Source organism: Streptomyces sp. NPDC050997 (assembly GCF_040660135.1).
GTDB lineage: Bacteria > Actinomycetota > Actinomycetes > Streptomycetales > Streptomycetaceae > Streptomyces.
This window is the reverse complement of sequence record NZ_JBFAGK010000021.1, coordinates 81,401-99,104: the sequence shown is the minus strand read 5'-3', so window position 1 is coordinate 99,104 and position 17,704 is coordinate 81,401. Positions and strand designations below refer to the sequence as shown.

General features: G+C 67.7%; 15 protein-coding genes, 1 pseudogene and 1 riboswitch. Of the genes and pseudogenes, 2 read left to right on the top strand and 14 right to left on the bottom strand.

Going from position 1 to position 17,704, the window contains the following annotated elements:
• Positions 1 to 63: 63 nt before the first annotated feature.
• The 4 genes from AB0H86_RS35215 to rlmN form a co-directional block, all read right to left on the bottom strand.
• Positions 64 to 1,086, bottom strand: a complete 1,023-nt coding sequence (locus AB0H86_RS35215) for an ABC transporter ATP-binding protein (RefSeq protein WP_362448382.1) — start codon at positions 1,084 to 1,086, stop codon at positions 64 to 66.
• Positions 1,087 to 2,751 carry an iron ABC transporter permease gene (locus AB0H86_RS35210; RefSeq protein ID WP_362448379.1) on the bottom strand — a complete coding sequence of 555 codons (1,665 nt, stop codon included), beginning with the start codon at positions 2,749 to 2,751 and terminating at the stop codon, positions 1,087 to 1,089.
• Entirely contained in the window at positions 2,727 to 3,845 is a 1,119-nt protein-coding gene (locus AB0H86_RS35205; protein WP_362448376.1) for a thiamine ABC transporter substrate-binding protein, read from the bottom strand. The genes AB0H86_RS35210 and AB0H86_RS35205 overlap by 25 nt, the downstream gene beginning before the upstream one ends.
• 85 nt (positions 3,846 to 3,930) lie before the next feature.
• Positions 3,931 to 4,036, bottom strand: a riboswitch (TPP riboswitch).
• 24 nt (positions 4,037 to 4,060) lie between these two features.
• Positions 4,061 to 5,167 carry a 23S rRNA (adenine(2503)-C(2))-methyltransferase RlmN gene (gene rlmN, locus AB0H86_RS35200; RefSeq protein WP_362448373.1) on the bottom strand — a complete coding sequence of 369 codons (1,107 nt, stop codon included), beginning with the start codon at positions 5,165 to 5,167 and terminating at the stop codon, positions 4,061 to 4,063.
• Between the two features lie 463 nt (positions 5,168 to 5,630).
• On the opposite strand from rlmN, the gene AB0H86_RS35195 reads away from it, so the two are divergent.
• Both AB0H86_RS35195 and AB0H86_RS35190 read left to right on the top strand, forming a co-directional pair.
• Positions 5,631 to 6,872: an AAA family ATPase gene (locus AB0H86_RS35195; RefSeq protein ID WP_362448370.1), complete on the top strand. Its 1,242-nt coding sequence runs from the start codon at positions 5,631 to 5,633 to the stop codon at positions 6,870 to 6,872.
• 491 nt (positions 6,873 to 7,363) lie between these two features.
• A pseudogene (locus tag AB0H86_RS35190) lies at positions 7,364 to 9,128 on the top strand (IS481 family transposase).
• An 80-nt stretch (positions 9,129 to 9,208) separates the two neighbouring features.
• Here the strand turns inward: AB0H86_RS35190 and AB0H86_RS35185 are convergent.
• From AB0H86_RS35185 to tsf, 10 genes are all read right to left on the bottom strand, one after another.
• Positions 9,209 to 9,694, bottom strand: coding sequence for an NUDIX hydrolase (locus AB0H86_RS35185; protein WP_362448368.1), 486 nt, complete (start codon positions 9,692 to 9,694; stop codon positions 9,209 to 9,211).
• A gap of 18 nt (positions 9,695 to 9,712) precedes the next feature.
• Complete coding sequence (locus tag AB0H86_RS35180; RefSeq protein WP_362448365.1) at positions 9,713 to 10,927, bottom strand: helix-turn-helix transcriptional regulator; 1,215 nt, start codon at positions 10,925 to 10,927, stop codon at positions 9,713 to 9,715.
• 233 nt (positions 10,928 to 11,160) lie between these two features.
• Positions 11,161 to 11,499, bottom strand: coding sequence for a winged helix-turn-helix domain-containing protein (locus AB0H86_RS35175; RefSeq protein WP_362448362.1), 339 nt, complete (start codon positions 11,497 to 11,499; stop codon positions 11,161 to 11,163).
• A gap of 80 nt (positions 11,500 to 11,579) precedes the next feature.
• A complete protein-coding gene (locus AB0H86_RS35170; RefSeq protein ID WP_362448546.1) occupies positions 11,580 to 11,960 on the bottom strand; it encodes a VOC family protein in 381 nt (126 codons plus the stop codon).
• Between the two features lie 332 nt (positions 11,961 to 12,292).
• Positions 12,293 to 13,228: a CU044_5270 family protein gene (locus tag AB0H86_RS35165; protein ID WP_362448359.1), complete on the bottom strand. Its 936-nt coding sequence runs from the start codon at positions 13,226 to 13,228 to the stop codon at positions 12,293 to 12,295.
• Positions 13,221 to 13,838: an RNA polymerase sigma factor gene (locus AB0H86_RS35160; RefSeq protein ID WP_362448356.1), complete on the bottom strand. Its 618-nt coding sequence runs from the start codon at positions 13,836 to 13,838 to the stop codon at positions 13,221 to 13,223. Before AB0H86_RS35160 ends, AB0H86_RS35165 begins: the two co-directional genes overlap by 8 nt.
• Before the next feature lie 191 nt (positions 13,839 to 14,029).
• On the bottom strand, positions 14,030 to 15,154 hold the full coding sequence (locus AB0H86_RS35155; RefSeq protein WP_362448353.1) for a phosphatidate cytidylyltransferase: 1,125 nt from the start codon (positions 15,152 to 15,154) through the stop codon (positions 14,030 to 14,032).
• Positions 15,154 to 15,711 carry a ribosome recycling factor gene (frr, locus tag AB0H86_RS35150; RefSeq protein ID WP_362448350.1) on the bottom strand — a complete coding sequence of 186 codons (558 nt, stop codon included), beginning with the start codon at positions 15,709 to 15,711 and terminating at the stop codon, positions 15,154 to 15,156. The genes AB0H86_RS35155 and frr overlap by 1 nt, the downstream gene beginning before the upstream one ends.
• A 169-nt stretch (positions 15,712 to 15,880) precedes the next feature.
• Positions 15,881 to 16,639 (bottom strand): UMP kinase, encoded by a 759-nt coding sequence (gene pyrH, locus AB0H86_RS35145; protein ID WP_362448347.1) that lies wholly within the window; start codon positions 16,637 to 16,639, stop codon positions 15,881 to 15,883.
• Between the two features lie 191 nt (positions 16,640 to 16,830).
• Complete coding sequence (gene tsf, locus AB0H86_RS35140) at positions 16,831 to 17,667, bottom strand: translation elongation factor Ts (RefSeq protein ID WP_362448344.1); 837 nt, start codon at positions 17,665 to 17,667, stop codon at positions 16,831 to 16,833.
• Positions 17,668 to 17,704: the final 37 nt, after the last annotated feature.

The window sequence follows — 17,704 nt, the reverse complement described above, 5'->3', positions numbered from 1 at the left end:
GACGCCGGCCACCTCAACGCCGCACCGCCGCAACGCCGTACAGCCGTACAACCGCACCGCCGGTCAACCCAGCACGACAACCTCGGCCACGTCGAACTCCACTCCCACCACGTCCCCCACTCCCGGCGCCCCCCGCAGCCCGCATGCCGCCTCCAGGCCCGGCCCGCCGTCCTCCGGGCGCAACCGCACGGCGACATGCGTGCCCTTGAAGGTCCGCGCGGCCACCACGCACCGCAGCCCCGCGTCCGCGGCCACGAGCCGCACCCCGGCCGGTCGCACCAGCACACGGCGCTCCCCCGGCGAGGCCCCGGCGGGCACCGGCACCTTCCCCCACGGCGTGTCCGCGGCCTCCCCGCCCACCACGGCCTCGACGACGTTCTCGAAGCCCAGGAACCGCGCCACGAACTCGTCCACCGGCCGCTCCCACACCTCCAGTGGCGTACCGGACTGCGCGATCCGCCCGTCCCGCATCACCACCACCCGGTCGGCGAGCGCGAAGGCCTCACCCTGGTCGTGCGTCACGGCCAGCACGGTCGTCCCCAACCGCCCGAACAACTCCCGCAGTTCGACGACCAGCCGCTCCCGCAGCGACCGGTCCAGCTGGCCGAGCGGCTCGTCCAGCATCAGCAGCCGGGGTCGCGGCGCGAGCGCCCGGGCCAGCGCCACCCGCTGCTGCTCGCCGCCGGAGAGCGAGGCGACGGCCCGCCGCCCGGCCCTCGGCAGCCCGACCAGCTCCAGCAACTCCCGTACCCGCTCGTCCTGTTGACCCTTCGCCACGCCATGCATCCGCAGCCCGAACGCCACGTTCCCGCCCACGTCCCGCTGCGGGAACAGCTGGTGGTCCTGGAACATCAGCCCGACGCCCCGCTTGTGCGCGGGAACGCCCGCCTGGTCGCGGCCGTCGAGCGACACCCGCCCGCCGTCCAGGGGTTGCAGCCCGGCCACCACCCGCAGCAGCGTCGACTTGCCGCTGCCGCTGGGCCCGAGCACACACACGATCTCGTGCTCGGCGACACCGAGGCCGACCTCGTCCAGCACGGCCCGCCCACCGAACCGTACGGTCGCGTCCTCAAGGCTCAACAGCATCTAGAACTCCCCGGTCCGGTCGGTGCGCAGCCGTTCGAGGACCAGCAGCGCCACCGCGCACACGATCATCAGAATCGTCGAAAGGGCCATCGCCTGGCCGTAGTTGACCTCGCCCGCCCGGCCCAGCAGCCGCGCCACGGCGACCGGCAGCGTCGGGTTGTCCGGCCGCGCGATGAACACCGTCGCCCCGAACTCCCCCAGCGACACCGCGAAGGCGAACCCCGCGGCGATCAGCAACGCCCGCCGCACCATCGGCAGATCCACCTCGCGCCACGCCCGCCACGGAGAGGCCCCGAGCACCGCCGCCGCCTCCCGCAGCCGTACGTCCACCGCCCGCAGCACGGGCAGCATGGTCCGCACGACGAACGGGACGCCGACCAGCGCCTGGGCGAGCGGCACCAGGATCCACGAGGACCGCAGGTCCAGCGGCGGCTCGTCCAGCGCGATCAGGAACCCGAACCCGACGGTCACCGCGGACACCCCGAGCGGCAGCATCAGCAGCGCGTCGAATCCCCGTACGAAACGACCCGCGTCCCGTCGTGTCAGCGCGGCCGCGGCCAGCCCACCGATCAGCACGGCGATGGCGGTCGCGGCGACGGCGTACCGCAGCGAGTTGCCGATCGCCTCGATCGGCGGGACCAGGAAGAGCCCGCCGTCGTCACGGGTCAGCGCCCGGTAGGAGCCGAAGTCGGCTGCGTCCAGGGACCGTTGCACCAGCACCGCGAGCGGCAGCAGGAGCAGTACGACGATCGAGCCGAGGACGCCGGCCAGCAGCGCCCACTGACCCGCCCCGCGCGGCCGGCGCGCGGTGACGGACGCGTCCACCAGCCGCAGGGTCGCCTCCCGGCGCCGTACGGTCCACGCGTGCAGCGTGAGAACCGCGCCCACCGCCGCGAACTGGATGATCGTCAGCACGGCGGCCGTGGACAGGTCGAAGATCTCCGAGGTCTGCCGGTAGATCTCCACTTCGAGGGTCGAGAAGGTCGGCCCGCCCAGGATCTGCACCACGCCGAAGGACGTGAAGGTGAACAGGAAGACCATCAGCGCCGCCGCCGCCACGGCGGGCGCGAGCGCCGGGAGGGTGATCCGCCGCCAGGCCGCGAGCCGGGACGCGCCGAGCATCCGCGCGGCCTCCTCCTGGCGCGGGTCGAGTTGCGCCCAGAGCCCGCCGACGGTCCGTACGACGACCGCGTAGTTGAAGAAGACATGCGCGAGCAGGATCGCCCACACGGTGGTGTCAAGGCGTACGCCCCACAGCTCGTCCAGCAGCCCGCCGCGCCCCACCAGCGCCAGGAACGCCGTACCGACCACGACCGTCGGCAGCACGAAGGGGACCGTGACGACGGCCCGCAGAACCTGCTTGCCGGGGAAGTCGAACCGGGCGAAGACATACGCGCCGGGCAGCGCGACCAACAGGGTGAGCGCGGTGGAGGCGAGCGCCTGCCAGGCGGTGAACCACAGCACGTGCCGGACGTCAGACTGCCCGAGCACGTCGGCGATCCGCCCCAGCCGCCACACCCCGTCGACCTTCAGGCCTCGCGTGACGATCGCGGCCACGGGATAGGCGAAGAACACCGCGAAGAACGCGACGGGCACGGCGACCAGCCCGAGCCGCGCCGCGTTCCCCTTGGAACGCCGGGTCACTTCAGTACGAGCGAGGTCCACGACTTGACCCACTGGTCACGGTTCTCGGCGATCCGGGCCGGGTCCAGCGTCTCGGGATCCTTGGCCTGCGGCCCGTACTCGGTGAACTCGGCCGGCACCTGGGCGCCCTTGCGCACCGGGTAGACGAACATGTTCAGCGGCATGTCGTCCTGGAACTCCTTGGTGAGCAGGAAGTCGAGGAGCGCCTTGCCGCCCTTGGTGTTCGACGCGTTGCTCAGCAGGCCCGCGTACTCGACCTGGCGGAAGCAGGTGCCGGCGGCGACGCCCGTGGGCGCGGTCTTCGGCTTCGGGTCGGCGTAGATCACCTCGGCGGGCGGTGAGGAGGCGTAGGAGACGACCAGCGGCCTGTCGGCCTTGGCCTTCTTGCCGCCGGCGGAGCCGGAGAACTCCTCGTTGTAGGCCTGCTCCCAGCCGTCGACCACCTTCACGCCGTTGGCCTTGAGCTTCTTCCAGTAGCCCGTCCAGCCTCCCCCACTCTCGGCTTCGCTCGAGCGGGAGGTGCCCCCATCGCCGTACTTCGCCGCGGACCCGAGGAGGAACGCCAGCCCCGGGGAGGAGGTGGAGGCGTTCTCGGTGACGAGGAGGTTCTTGTACGCCGGCTTGACCAGGTCGTCGAAGGAGTTGGGCGGGGCCAGCTTGTGCTCGCTGAAGTACGCCTTGTCGTAGTTGACGCAGATGTCGCCGGTGTCGATGGGCGTGACGCGGTGCTTGTCCTGGTCGGCCCGGTACTCGGGCTGGATCAGGTCGGAGCCCTTCGCCTCGTACGGCTGGAAGAGCCCGTTGTCGAGCGCCCGGGACAGGAGGGTGTTGTCGACGCCGAAGAAGACGTCGCCCTGCGGGTTGTCCTTGGTCAGGATGGCCTTGTTGACGGCCTGGCCGGCGTCGCCGTCCTTGAGGACCTTGACCTTGTAGCCGGACCGCTTCTCGAAGTCCGCGAGGACGTTCTTCGACACGGCCCATGAATCGTGGCTGACGAGGGTCACGGTCTTGGAGTCGCCGCCGCTACCGTCGTCGGACGATCCCGACCCGCACGCGGAGAGCGTGACGAGTCCGAGTCCCACGACCAGGGCCGTGGCCTTCTGGGTGATGCTCACTGGATCCTCCTGGGGTGACCAGGAAGAGACGCGGCCCTGCCCGGGCCCTCGGGCAGACCGAGGATTCCCGGGCAGGGCGCAACAGCTCGAGTAGTGACCGAACTTCCTACCCAGAATGACCTGGGCGAGGTTCAGAGGGTCTGCGGCCGGTGCCGCACTCTCAGCGCTGTGGCGCTCCCCTGTCGGAATATGAAGATGTACCTACGAACGCCACACTACCGCTCGGTCGCGGCGAGCTGACCACACGCCCCGTCGATCTCCTGCCCACGGGTGTCCCGTACGGTGACCGGCACACCATGGGCGGCGATGGCCTCGACGAACGCCTTCTCGTCCTCGGGGCGGGAGGCCGTCCACTTCGACCCGGGCGTCGGGTTCAGCGGGATGAGATTGACGTGCACAGGCTTGCCCCTGAGCAGCCGCCCGAGTCGGTCGCCCCGCCACGCCTGGTCGTTGATGTCCCGAATCAGCGCGTACTCGATGGACAGCCGGCGCCCGGACCGCTCCGTGTACGCGAAGCCGGCGTCCAGGACCTCACGCACCTTCCACCGCGTGTTCACGGGGACGAGGGTGTCGCGCAGCTCGTCGTCGGGGGCGTGCAGCGAGATGGCGAGCCGGCACTTGAAGCCCTCGTCGGTGAAGCGGTTGATCGCCGGGACGAGTCCGACCGTCGAGACGGTGATCCCACGCTGCGAGAGCCCGAGACCGTCCGGCTCGGGGTCGGTGAGCCGCCGGATGGCGCCGACGACCCGGTTGTAGTTGGCGAGGGGCTCGCCCATGCCCATGAACACGATGTTGCTGAGCCGTGCCGGGCCCCCGGGGATCTCGCCGTCCCTGAGCGCCCGCATGCCGTCCACGATCTGGTGCACGATCTCGGCGGTGGACAGGTTCCGGTCAAGACCCGCCTGCCCGGTCGCGCAGAACGGGCAGTTCATCCCGCACCCCGCCTGCGAGCTGATGCACATGGTCACCCGGTCCGGGTAGCGCATCAGCACCGACTCGACGAGCGTCCCGTCGACCATCCGCCACAGCGTCTTGCGGGTGGTGTCCTGGTCGGTCGACAGATGCCGCACCACCGACATCAGCTCCGGAAGCAGCGCCTCCTGGAGCCGACCACGGGAACCGGCCGGGATGTCCGTCCACTCCTGCGGGTCGTGCGCGTACCGCGCGAAGTAGTGCTGCGACAGCTGCTTGGCACGAAACGGCTTCTCCCCGACCGCGGCCACCGCTTCTTTCCGCTCGGCGGGCGTGAGGTCGGCGAGATGCCGCGGCGGCTTCTTGGCTCCGCGGGGGGCGACGAATGTGAGTTCTCCGGGTGCAGGCATAACCCGTCCAGTGTCGCAGATCAACTCCGGGGGCCCAGGCCGGAGCGGGGTGGGGGTGGTCACCTGTGGGTGCCGGTTGTCGGCGGTGGTCGGCCTCGGGCGGCCCAGGGTCGGCCCAGGGAGCTGCCAGTGGCGGTCTTCCTCATCGTCACCCCTCAAGCCTTCTTTATTCGGCCGCAGCGACAACAGGATTGATTAACATGGACCCTCAGGGTCGGCCGGACCATCTTTAGGCGGGGGTTAATGGGCGAGATGTCGCACGCATCATTCAAACTCTGGGAGAGCATGAGGAAATTCCTCCCACTGGTTCAAGTTGAGTCGTTGCAATTCGACGCCGATTCACCATTCCCGGGACAGCTCGTCACCCTCGCCCCTTTCACGGTAATCTCAGGATTGCATGGATCCGGGAAGAGCACACTACTGAAGTGCATTTCCGAGTCACTTCAATCCGGGTCATGGGGCAATGGCCACCCCCCCCTTTTTCGGTACAAAAAGAGAGGGATTCGAACTTGGCGGATTCGTGCAAGTCACACTACGAAAAAGAGAGGATCGAATCTCATACGCGGTCAACCTAGGGACTCCCACAATAAGGGGGGAAAGCACGCCAGAGGTGTACCCTGACATTCACAATACATTCGAGGTGCCCTCCGAGATTTCGATGTTCTTTCAGGAATCCCGAAGGCAGGACATCATGGAATTCCGCGAAGGGGATGACTGGATTCAATCGCGGAAAGACCTGGACGCCCTCAGAGATATCCTTGGCGTTACGTATGAGGAAGTCGTTTATCATCCAGTTCGAGTTGAGAATGGGGCGCCAATCTTTCCCTACGTACGCGCCCGGAGAGGGGATCGATGGATTGACTCGTTTTCCATGAGCTACGGAGAACTCTCAGTGCACAGGATGCGCTGGTTTGTAAGGCACCCATACGATAACTCTTTGGTGATCCTGGATGAGCCCGAGGCAAGCATTGCCCCTCGTGGACATGCACCACTGGTGGATGACCTGGCTCGCCTTGCTCGCGCTTCCCAGGTACAAGTCATCGCCGTGACACATTCTCCGGTCTTCATCATTAGAGTGCCGCTCGATTTCGTCCGCATATGCGTTCGCGGTAATGAAACCCCTCTACTTCTTCAGCCTTCACGCATCTCAGATTTACGCGACACGCTGGGGGTTGAAAGCCCACTGCGCGGGATTGTCTTCGTGGAAGACGAAGCGGCGCGTGAGCTCCTTAAGCTAATGCTCTCGACACACGGCTTCATCGGCGGAAATGAAGTGGAGTTGATCGACGTCGGTTCATGGAATGATGTATTGATCGCGGCGAATGCTACCTCTAATTCGCGAAGACTTCGCGCTGTTGCGGTTATCGACGGCGACCAGAGGGGGAAACTGGAAGGAAAGGGAGCTGGGCGCTACGCCTTGTTCCTCCCTGGCACGGAGCCGCCGGAGCAAGTGATAATGAAGAAGGCGGTTATGCAGCCGCGAGAACTGGCAGAGGCGCTGGGATGCACACAGACATCTATTAACGTCTACTTGGCTGAACTGGCTGGGTTGGATCATCATAGATGGCTTGAGGTCTTGGCCCGAAGGACTGGCAATGATTGGCAATATTGCTTGCGCGTAGCCTTCTCAATTTGGCATCGTGACCCTGCCAATCACGCAGAGGTGGAATCTCTCGTACGGGAAATCGAGAAGAGGGTTTACTAGCGAATTCAGTCAGTAAGTCGATAAAGGAGGTCGGCGGAGCGGCTTTGGGCTGGAGCTGCCTTGGGGCGAGTGATCATGGCCCCGTAAGCTTCCGGCGCGTCGGGCAGTCTGTGGACCTGCCCGTTAAAGCACGACGTTGGGGCCATGATCTTAGAGGCTCGCCCCAAAGTGGCTGCCTAAAGCCGTGGAGCCGACCGCCCCAGCCACAGAGAGTGTCTCCCGCTTCATGCCCGCAGCTCGCTAGCGCGCCGCCGGGCGCGGCCAGCCGGGGCGAAGACAGAGGCAGGCCGCGCCGCAGAGGCGGCGCGCGCCCGCGCTGTGCGCGGGCCTTGATGAAGTAGGGAAAGTTGTATCCCGCTGGGATCTGGGGCTTTGTCTTGTCTCGATAGATGCTTGACGCTGTGGCCTCACTTGATGTTTGACACCGCTTGCCTCGGCTTGGCTGTGCGCCTGGATGTGGCGCATAGGGAGGGCCGGGCCGTGCTGGTGGAGTGAGCGTGGTCGAGCAGCGGTATCACGCGGTGATGGAGGTCGCCGCGGGGGTTCCGGTCAGTCAAGTCGCGGCCCGGTATGGGGTGTCGAGGCAGTCGGTGCACGGGTGGGTGCGCAAGTACGTGCAGTCGGGCCTGCCGGGATTGGCGGACCGGTCTCATCGTCCGGTCTCGTGTCCGTACCGGATCCCGGGGCGGTGGAGGCGGTGGTGTGTGAGCTGCGGCGCCGGCATCCCGGCTGGGGTCCGCGCCGCCTGGTGCACGAGCTGGAACGCAGAGGCGTCACGCCAGTGCCCTCCCCGGCGACGGTCTATCGGGTCCTGGTGCGCAACGCTCTGATCGAACCCGGGGTCCGCAGGCGGCGCCGCTCGGATTACCGCAGGTGGGAACGGTCTGCGGCGATGGAACTGTGGCAGATGGACATCGTCGGCGACATCCTGCTCGCGGGCGGCGGCGAGTGCAAGATGGTCACCGGGATCGACGACCACTCACGGTTCATGGTGATCGCCAAGGTGGTCGAACGGGCCACCGCCCGCGCGGTCTGCCGGGCCTTCGGCGAGGCCCTGCTGCGGTTCGGAGTGCCCGAGGAGGTGCTGACGGACAACGGCAAGCAGTTCACCGCCCGGTTCGGCTCCGGACGGCCCGGGGAGACGTGTTCGACCGGATCTGCCGGGAGAACGGCATCACCCACCGCCTCACCAAGCCGCAGTCCCCGACCACCACCGGGAGGATCGAGCGGTTCCACCAGACACTCAGACGCGAACTCCTCGACGACTCCGCGCCGTTCACCGATCTGGTGTCGGCGCAGGCGGCGGTGGACGTGTGGCTCGAGGACTACAAGCGGATGCGGCCGCATCAATCACTGGACATGGCCGTCCCGGCGAGCAGGTTCGTCCCACAGCCGCGGTCCGAGCCCGTTGTATTGCCGGTGGTCCTGCCTGCCCGCCTCGACCTGGTTACCCGTGCGGCTCCGCCGGATCCCTCGCCGCCTGAAACGGCGCCGGTGGCCTGGCCGTTGGCCGAGGGGGAGATCGGTGCGATCGAGGTGAAGCGGCAGGTTCCCGCCTCGGGAAACCTGAGCCTGCGCGGGCAGCAGGTCTGGTTCGGCCCGGCCCTGGCCGGCACCCCGGTCACCTTGCGCATCGACGTGAACCGGCGGCACGTGCTCATCGGCGGGGCACGGCACAAGACGCTGCCCTCGAAGCTGTCCGGCCGGGACCTCAAAGCCCTGCTGGCCAGGGCCCGACCAGCCGGGCCCTGGCCAGATGACCCCGGCCCGGCCGCCGACTCCGCCAAGGTGGTGGAGGTGGACCGGACCGTCAACGCGGTCGGCTACGTCGGCCTGGGCGGCGACAAGGTCCTGATCGGCTGGCCGTTCGCCGGACAACGGGTCACCCTGCGCCTCGACGGGCGAGTACTACAGGTCCTCGACGAACAGCGCACCCTGCAAGCCACCCTGCCCAGCCCGCTGCCGCCGTCGGCCTGCAGCCGTCTGCAAGGCGGCCGTCCGGCCGGACCACCACTGCTGCCTCCGCCCGGCGAGCAGATCGCCGAGCGCACCGCCAGCAGCACCGGCGGCTTCGTGGTCGCAGGACAACGCATCCAGCTCGGCCGCGGCCATGCCCGCCAGATCGTCACCGCCCACCTGAGCGAGGACACCATCCGCATCTTCCAGGGAACCGAACTGATCACCACCGTCCCCCGCGTCACCAAGAAGGTGGTCGTCCGCAAATCCGGCGAACACAACCGCCGGAAGATCGTCTAGGGCAGACGTCAAGCATCACCCGACGCCAACCCGTCAACCATCAACTGAGACTCGACAGGGATCTGGGGCTTTCGTTTCGGCTACGCCGCTACGTCGTCCGGCGCCTGGCCATGCTCCAGGTACACCGGGGCGCTTGCCGCTCGGGCCTCGATCGCCGCAAGGATCCGTCGGGCCAACCGGGGGATCGTCCGATCCGTGATCTCGCCCGGGGCCACGAACACGACGCTCTTCAGTTCCTCGGCTTGCAGGCGGACGTCCTCAACGGCCTCCGGGGCAAGCTCGCCGCCGTCGAACAGGTACAACACCTTGTCGCCCTCGGTGGCGTTGGGCGCCCAGTCGACAGCCAGGAGACGGCCGAGTGTCGGCGTGATCCCGAGTTCCTCCTGTACCTCGCGGCTGGCAGCCTGGAGTGGAGATTCACCGGTCTCGACGTAGCCCCCGGGGATGTCCCAGTAGTCCTTGTACGTGGGCTCCACCATGAGGACGCGCCCGCCGGCATCAAAGAAAAGCGCACCCGCTGCCATACGCGGATGCGCCATCTTCGCTTCGTGCTCGTTCGCTGCCATGCAGCCGAGCGAACCCACCTAGACCACGTGTAGCCGATCGGCGAGATCTGCCATGCCCCGGCTCGGTCGGCCTCGCTGGTTGCGCACCCATGTCAGTACGAGTTCGCGGGCCAGGTAGTGGCTCCGTACCTGCTCCGGTGCCCAGGATTCCGCCTCCAGGATCATCGCCAGGGCGTCGTCGACGCGGTTGTGGGCGCTGAGAGCGCGGGCTACCTCAATGTTGTGTCGTGTGCGTCGCTCCGTCGGGAGGCTGCTGGTGTCGATACGCGGCCCCAGGTCTGCGGCTACCTGCATGTCACCCAGCTCGGCCGCGGTGGCTACCCGCTGGATGGCTACGTTGGTCGGGCCGAAGGCGGTCCACATGTGGTTCGCGTCCCGACCGAGCTGGCGGGCGGCCTGGTCGGCCTCGGTGAGGAACTCGCGTACGGTCGAGCGCTCGTCAGCCCTGGCTGCGGCCATGGAACCGGCGAGGAAGAGCGTCCCGTAGATCGACAGGAACTCCGGGCTGGCTCCGGAGAGGCCGGGGCGAAGGTAGTCGGAGGCGTCGCCGATGAGTTGTACGGCAGCATCGAAACGCCCGGTCGACAGAAGGCAGTGAGCGACAGAGCGGAAGAGGGACCCGATGACCGCCGGGTTGGCGGACTGCTGCGCCGCGCTCAATCCTCGGTCGGCGGCGATCCAGGCGAGATCCACCTCGCCCACCTTCCCGAGGACCATGGCAGCGCTCTGGTACGTCAGCGACAACAGCTCGTTGGCCTGCTCACGGTCGCGGCCGTCGTAGGACTGCGCTGCGATGAGAGCGTCGGCGAGCACCAGAGGCAGGCGGCGGGTCGCGAAGCCGCAGCGGGAGGATTGGTAGGCGTCCATGATCTCGACGACGCTGGTACGAAGCTCATCCAGGGGCGTGGGCTCGCCCTCGATCGGCACTCCCAACAAGGGCGTGAGTTGCCTGTAGTTCATCAGCGCCGACCGGAGTGCCGGCACTGTGAGGTTGCCGCTGTCGGAGGTCCACTCCATGAGCGTCGGCTCGGCGAGCAGGTCGCCAAGGGACACGTCGAGAGCGTCGGCCAGAGTCTTGATGACCGAGAGCCGGTCCAGCTCCAGCCGGTTGTTCTCCGCCTTGCTCAGCCAGTCAACCGTCCGGCCGACGAACCCGGCCAGGACCTCCTGGGACATGCCGCGCCTACGGCGGTACCAAGCAACTCGCTCACCGATCGTCAGGTTCGTCGTCATTCCTCGCATGGGAAGAGCGTCCACCCGTCTCTCTCTACGGCCCGGAGAGTTTTTCCAGGGTGGTGAGTGCGTCCGGTCCTAGCGTTGCTTACAAGCCGAGAGGCTGTCAGATCGAAAGGGCAACGAAGGGGCTGCGACCGTGTTGAGCGCGGCAGAGAAGCGAGAACTAATCGACCAGGTAAGGGGACTTGGTGAGGAGCTGGCAGAAGTTGCACGTCGAGCTGACGCCTTGGTCATCGCCCTTGAGCCTGCTGGCGAACCAGGTCCTCCAGCTGGTCCATCCGCTCCGCAAGGCGGCGCACATCCTGGCGGACCTCAGACAGGAACTCAGTGATCTGTTCGAACTCTGGGCTGCGCTTGGCGGGACCACCTTCGCCCGGCAACGCGGCAAAGCTTCCCTTGCCCTGGTGGGAGATGGCGTAACCGTCCTCGCGGAGACGCGAGATCGCCTGTCGGGCGACGGTGCGAGATACGGAGTGCTGCGCCATCAGGTCCGACTCTGAGGGGAGCTTGTCCCCCGGTGTGAGCACTCCGTCGCGGATCCGGCGCTTGAAGTCGTCCGCGATCTGCAAGTACGCGGCCCGTCCAGTGAAGTCTGCCTCGCAGCCGAGCCCACCTCAGGCATCTGGTGCCGAGGCGTGGCCGATGTACATCAGAGGGGGCTGAGGCGGGCCTTGAGCAGGCAGAACTCATTGCCTTCGGGGTCGGTCAGGACATGCCACTGCTCCTCGCCTGTCTGGCCGATGTCGGCCGGGCGCGCACCGAGCTTCAGAAGGCGTTCGAGCTCGGCGTCCTGATCGCGGTCAGTCGCGTTGACATCGATGTGCAGCCGGGATTTCCCCTGCTCCGGCTCATCCCTGCGACTGAGGATGATCGTCGGCTGCGGACCACCGAACCCTTCACGCGGCCCGATCTCCAGCGTGCCGTCGTCCTCGCGATCGAGCACGACGTAGGCCAGGACCTCACACCAGAACCGCGCCAGCACCTCAGGGTCGCGGCAACCGAGCACGAGCTCACTGATACGACATGCCATGACGAAACCCGCTTTCAGCCTGGGAATTGCCGGCAAGGCCACACGCGAAATCCATGGGCTCCCAGCAGTGAACACAATCCCGCGACCGTACCGGACGAGGCGAGCACGGTCGAAGTGATTTCAGGGCCGCCCCTGTCCGGGCAACCGGGCGACCGGGCAAGGCCGTTGGCTGCCGATCGGCCAGATCTGCCATGCTCCGGTGCCCAGGACTCAGCCTCAAGGATCATCGCCAGGGCGTCGTCGACGTGATCGGGTCCGTCGCGACCGCTCGGCGCCCCGGTGAGGTACCCGGGGCGCCGAGCGGTTCCGGAGGGCGATCGCGGAACGGCCGCTCAGGGGCGTTGCTTCACCCGGTCCACCACCCCGTGGGCGGCCGTATATGACCACTGCTCGTAGGTCACTGCTCCGACTTTGCGCTGGTCACGAGTGCCGAGGTACTGGTACGTCTTCGCGTCGAAGACCAGCACCCGTTCCCCGTCCGCCCAGGGAGTGTTGGGCGGGCCCACGTACTGGATGCCGATGCCCGCGCGGCCGCCCGCGTCCGTCTGGCCCGGCAGCACCTTGACCCCGGGGACGGTGGCGAGCGCCTCGAACGCCGCAGGCCGCAACCCCTTCGGCAGAACCGGGTCGCGGAGCAGGCCGGAGAGGAGGAACTGGACGATCGGCCACTCGTCGGCCTTCGTCGGCCGGCCGTAGTCCGGCTTTCCGCGCCCGTCACGCAGTGCGATCGGCAGCTTGTCCGGATCGGTGGGCAGCTGCTTCAGCTGGGACCACCGGCGCGGCGGCCAGTTGCCCTGACCCGGCTGGTACGGCGGGACCCACTGGGTGTGCTCCAGCTCGCTGACGTACGACCTCTTGGAGCCGTCGACCGAGTTCCAGCTCTCGTCGACGTACGTCTTGCTCCGGCCGCCTCCGACCGGGCTCTCCTTGATGATCTCCTTGGTGTAGATGAACTGGTCGTCGCGCGGTGCGATCGACTTTTCGAGCCTGCGTTCCTCGGCCGCCGCGCCCCGCAGCACGGTGGTCGCACTCACCGTCCGCGTGCGAGGCGAGGTCCCCGAGTTCTCGGCGACCACCACGCCCGTGGTCACCGCCGCCGCGGCGACGGCGGCCACCGCGATCCGCAGCAGCGGACGGCGGGAAACGGCCGGGGAGGCGGCGGGAGCCTGCATCGCCTGATACAGACGGAAGCGGGCCCGGGCCCGGGCGGAGTCCGCGAGAGGCGGCGCGTCCTCGTCCCACTCCCTAAGGAGCTTGAGTTCATTCATCGTCGGATTCCTCTCGAAAAGCAGTCGGATCGGATCCGCCCAATGCCTCACGAACCTTCCTGCGAGCCCTGTGCAGCCGCGACCGGACCGTCCCCACCGGCACCACCAGGGCGCGTGCGACCTCCCCGTAGCCGAGGTCGGCCCAGGCGACCAGCAGCAGCACGTCCCGGTGGCGGGCGGGTAACCGGGCCAGCGCGCCGGCGAGTTCGCGGCCTACCGCCTGCGCGCTGACCCGCGCCGCCACCCGGTCCGCGACCGTCTCCTCGGCCTGGTCGCCCAGGGCGCCCGATGGCAGCCGACCGATCGCCTTCAGACGCCGGGCCTCTGCGCGCCGGTGACGGCTGATGAGGTTGGTCGCGATACCGAACAGCCACGGGCGGGCGTCGGCCAGCTCCGTGTTGTACCGGAATCGCTGCTGGAACGCGGTGGTGAACGTCTCTGCCATCACGTCCTCGGCCGCCTCCGCACCGAGTCGGCGCACCGCGTATCTGTGCACCGAGTCGGCATGGCGGTCGAAGAGCGCGGCGAATGCCTCGGGCTCATCCCACGACCGTTCGACCACCGAGGCGTCACTGTCCTGCCCCACTCTGACGCCTGGTTCGACGGTCATCGGGGCTCCTTTCGTCGATTCACACGCTCCGAAGAATTGGGCTTTCACCCGTACTTCGCCGCTCGCGCGAATCCGGTTCCCCGGAACGCGCAGGGCCCCCGCCGAAGCGGGGGCCCACGAAAACGCCGTACGACAAACAGGTACTACGACAAGCAGGTACTACGACGCCGTACGCCGACGGTCCACGACGATCAACCCGACCCGACAAAGATCACCAGCAGCAGCCACACCACAGGAGCCGTCGGCAGCAGTGAGTCCAGCCGGTCCATGATGCCGCCGTGGCCCGGCAGCAGCGTGCCCATGTCCTTGATGCCCAGGTCCCGCTTGATCATGGACTCGCCGAGGTCGCCGAGCGTGGCGCTGGCCGCGACCGCGAAGCCGAGCAGCAGACCCTGCCACCAGGTGCCGTCGTCGATCAGGAACTGCATGCACAGCGCGCCCGCCACCATCGCGAACGACAACGCGCCCAGCAGGCCCTCGCGGGTCTTGCCGGGGCTGATGCGCGGGGCGAGCTTGTGCTTGCCGAAGCGCCAGCCGACGGCGTACGCGCCGGTGTCGCTGACGACGGTCAGGAGCAGGAACGTCAGGACGCGACGCGGACCGTCGTCGGCCGTGAGCATCATGGCGACGAAGGTGGCCAGGAACGGGACGTAGAAGGCCGCGAAGACGCCCGCGGTGACGTCCTTGAGGTAGCCCTCCGGCGGTTCCGTCATCCGCCAGACCAGGACAGCCAGCGCGGTGAGCGCCATCGCGACCCAGGCGCCCTCCGCCCCACGGACGTAACCGGAGACGACCATGGCAGCGCCGCCGACCGCCAGGGGCACGAGGGGCGCCCTGATGCCCTTGCGCTCCTCCAGCCGCCTGGTCAGTTCCCACAGGCCCACCACTACGGCGACCGCTATCACGCCGACGAACACGGCCTTGACGACGAAGAGCGAGGCGACGATCACCACACCCAGTCCGACACCGACCCCTATGGCCGCACCCAGATCACGGCCCGCGCTCTTCTTCTGCGGCGCGGACGCCGGCTGCGGGGCGTCGGGCATGGGCTCCGGATTCTGCGGCGCCGCCCCGTAGGGCGACGTCTGCGGCATGTCGTCGCGGAACAAGGAGCCGCCCGACGGAGCGGCCCCCCGGTCGTCATCCTGGTCACCGCCATACGCGGGTACGTCAGGCACGATGGGCATGGGGCGAGTGTGCTGCGCGTCATGCGCATCGTACGTGGGACCCGCCGGGGCAGCCCCCTGGACAGGCCCCTGGTCGGACGGCCCCCAGTACCCGGTGTGTGGCGGCGCTCCCCAGGAAGAGTCGTTCATCAGACCTCGAGCAGCTCCGCTTCCTTGTGCTTGAGGAGCTCGTCCACCTGAGCGACGTACTTCGCGGTGGTGTCGTCGAGCTCCTTCTCCGCACGACGGCCCTCGTCCTCGCCGACCTCGCCGTCCTTGATCAGCTTGTCGATGGCGTCCTTGGCCTTGCGGCGTACGGCGCGGATGGACACCTTGGCGTCCTCGCCCTTGCTCTTGGCGACCTTGATGTAGTCGCGGCGGCGCTCCTCGGTGAGTTCGGGGAACACCACTCGGATGATGTTGCCGTCGTTGCTCGGGTTGACGCCCAGGTCGGAGTCGCGGATCGCCTGCTCGATGTTGCGCAGCGCGGTCTTGTCGAACGGGGTCACGACCGCCATGCGCGGCTCCGGCACGGAGAACGAAGCCAGCTGGTTGATCGGCGTCGGCGCGCCGTAGTAGTCGGCCACGATCTTGTTGAACATCGCCGGGTGCGCACGGCCGGTGCGGATCGCGGCGAAGTCCTCCTTGGCGACCACGACGGCCTTCTCCATCTTCTCCTCGGCCTCGAGGAGGGTCTCTTCGATCACCACTTGCTCCTGCGTGTCTTGAGTAGGCCCGGCTGCGGTTCCTTGGTGAGGGCGGCGGCCGGCTGCGTCGCGTCTTCCTTCTGCACGGTTCCCGACCGGCAGGACATTGTCCATCCCCCGGCGAGGGTCCGTCCCGTCCGTCCCCCGGACGGGGTGGTTCAACGGGTTGTCAGTCCCGGCTGCCCTGGTCACCCACGAGCGTGCCGATCTTCTCACCCTTGACGGCGCGGGCGATATTGCCCTCCGCCAGAAGCTCGAACACGAGGATCGGGAGCTTGTTGTCGCGGCACAGTGTGACGGCGGTGGCGTCGGCGACCTTGAGGTCACGGGTGATGACCTCGCCGTAGCCGAGGGCGTCGAACTTGACCGCGTCGGGGTTGGTCTTCGGGTCGGAGTCGTAGACCCCGTCCACACCGTTCTTACCCATCAGCAGCGCCTCGGCGTTGATCTCCAGGGCACGCTGGGCGGCGGTGGTGTCGGTGGAGAAGTACGGCATGCCCATACCGGCGCCGAAGATGACCACGCGGCCCTTCTCCAGGTGGCGCACGGCACGCAGCGGGATGTACGGCTCGGCGACCTGGCCCATGGTGATGGCGGTCTGCACGCGGCTGTCGATGCCCTCCTTCTCCAGGAAGTCCTGGAGGGCGAGGCAGTTCATGACGGTGCCGAGCATGCCCATGTAGTCGGAGCGGGCCCGGTCCATGCCGCGCTGCTGGAGCTCGGCGCCGCGGAAGAAGTTGCCGCCGCCGATCACGACCGCGATCTCCGCGCCGTCCCGCACGACCGCCGAGATCTCTCGGGCGATCTTGTGCACCACGTCCGGGTCGACACCCAGGCCGCCGCCGCCGGCGAAGGCCTCTCCGGACAGCTTCAGCAGAAACCGGCCGCTCACTTTGCCGTCGTCGCTCTTCTGGGCCTTGGTGGTCATGGAGATCCCGCCTCTTTCACGTGGTGCACATGCGAAGAAGGCCATTGCCGGTGGGGTGTCGTTCGCATCCCATTCTCGGCAATGGCCTCCTCGTCAGATCTGCTGTCGTCCCCCACGCACGCGTCCGTGGGAGCGTACGCGGACGACTTGCTACGACCTTATCGGGGTCGCGCGTCGAGCGCGGTACGGACTCAGATGCCGACCTTGATGCGCGTGAAGCGCTTCAGGGTGACACCGGCCTCGTCCAGGACCTTCTGGACGGACTTCTTGTTGTCGAGCGCGTACGGCTGACCGAGCAGCGTGGCGTCCTTGAAGAAGCCGTTGACGCGACCCTCGACGATCTTCGGCAGGGCGGCCTCGGGCTTGCCCTCGGCGCGGGTGGTCTCCTCGGCGACACGACGCTCCGACTCGACGACCTCGGCCGGCACGTCCTCCTTGGAGAGGTACTTCGGCGCGAAGGCGGCGATGTGCTGGGCGACACCCTTGGCGATCTCGGCGTTGGGCTTGTCGAGCTCGACCAGGACACCGATCTGCGGGGGCAGGTCGGGCATCGTGCGGTGCATGTACGCCGTCACGAAGCCGCCCGCGAACTGCGCGAAGCGGTCCAGGACGATCTTCTCGCCCAGGTTGGCGTTGGCCTCGTCCACGAACGCCTGGACGGTCTTGCCGGCCTCGATCTCGGAGGCGAGCAGCGCCTCCAGGTCGGCCGGGGAGGACTTGGCGACGTGCTCGGCGATCGCGGTGGCGACGGCCTGGAACTTGTCACCCTTGGCGACGAAGTCCGTCTCGCACTTCAGCTCGACGAGCACACCGGAGGAGTTGTCGTCGGCGATGATCGAGACCACAGCGCCGTTCTCGGCGGAGCGGCCCTCGCGCTTGGCGACGCCCTTCTGGCCCTTGATGCGGAGCGCCTCGACGGCCTTGTCGACGCTGCCCTCGGCCTCGTCCAGCGCCTTCTTGCAGTCCATCATGCCGGCGCCGGTGAGCTCACGGAGCTTCTTGACGTCGGCGGCGGTGTAGTTCGCCATGATTCTGGAATCTCTCTCGAAGTCTGAAGATCTACCG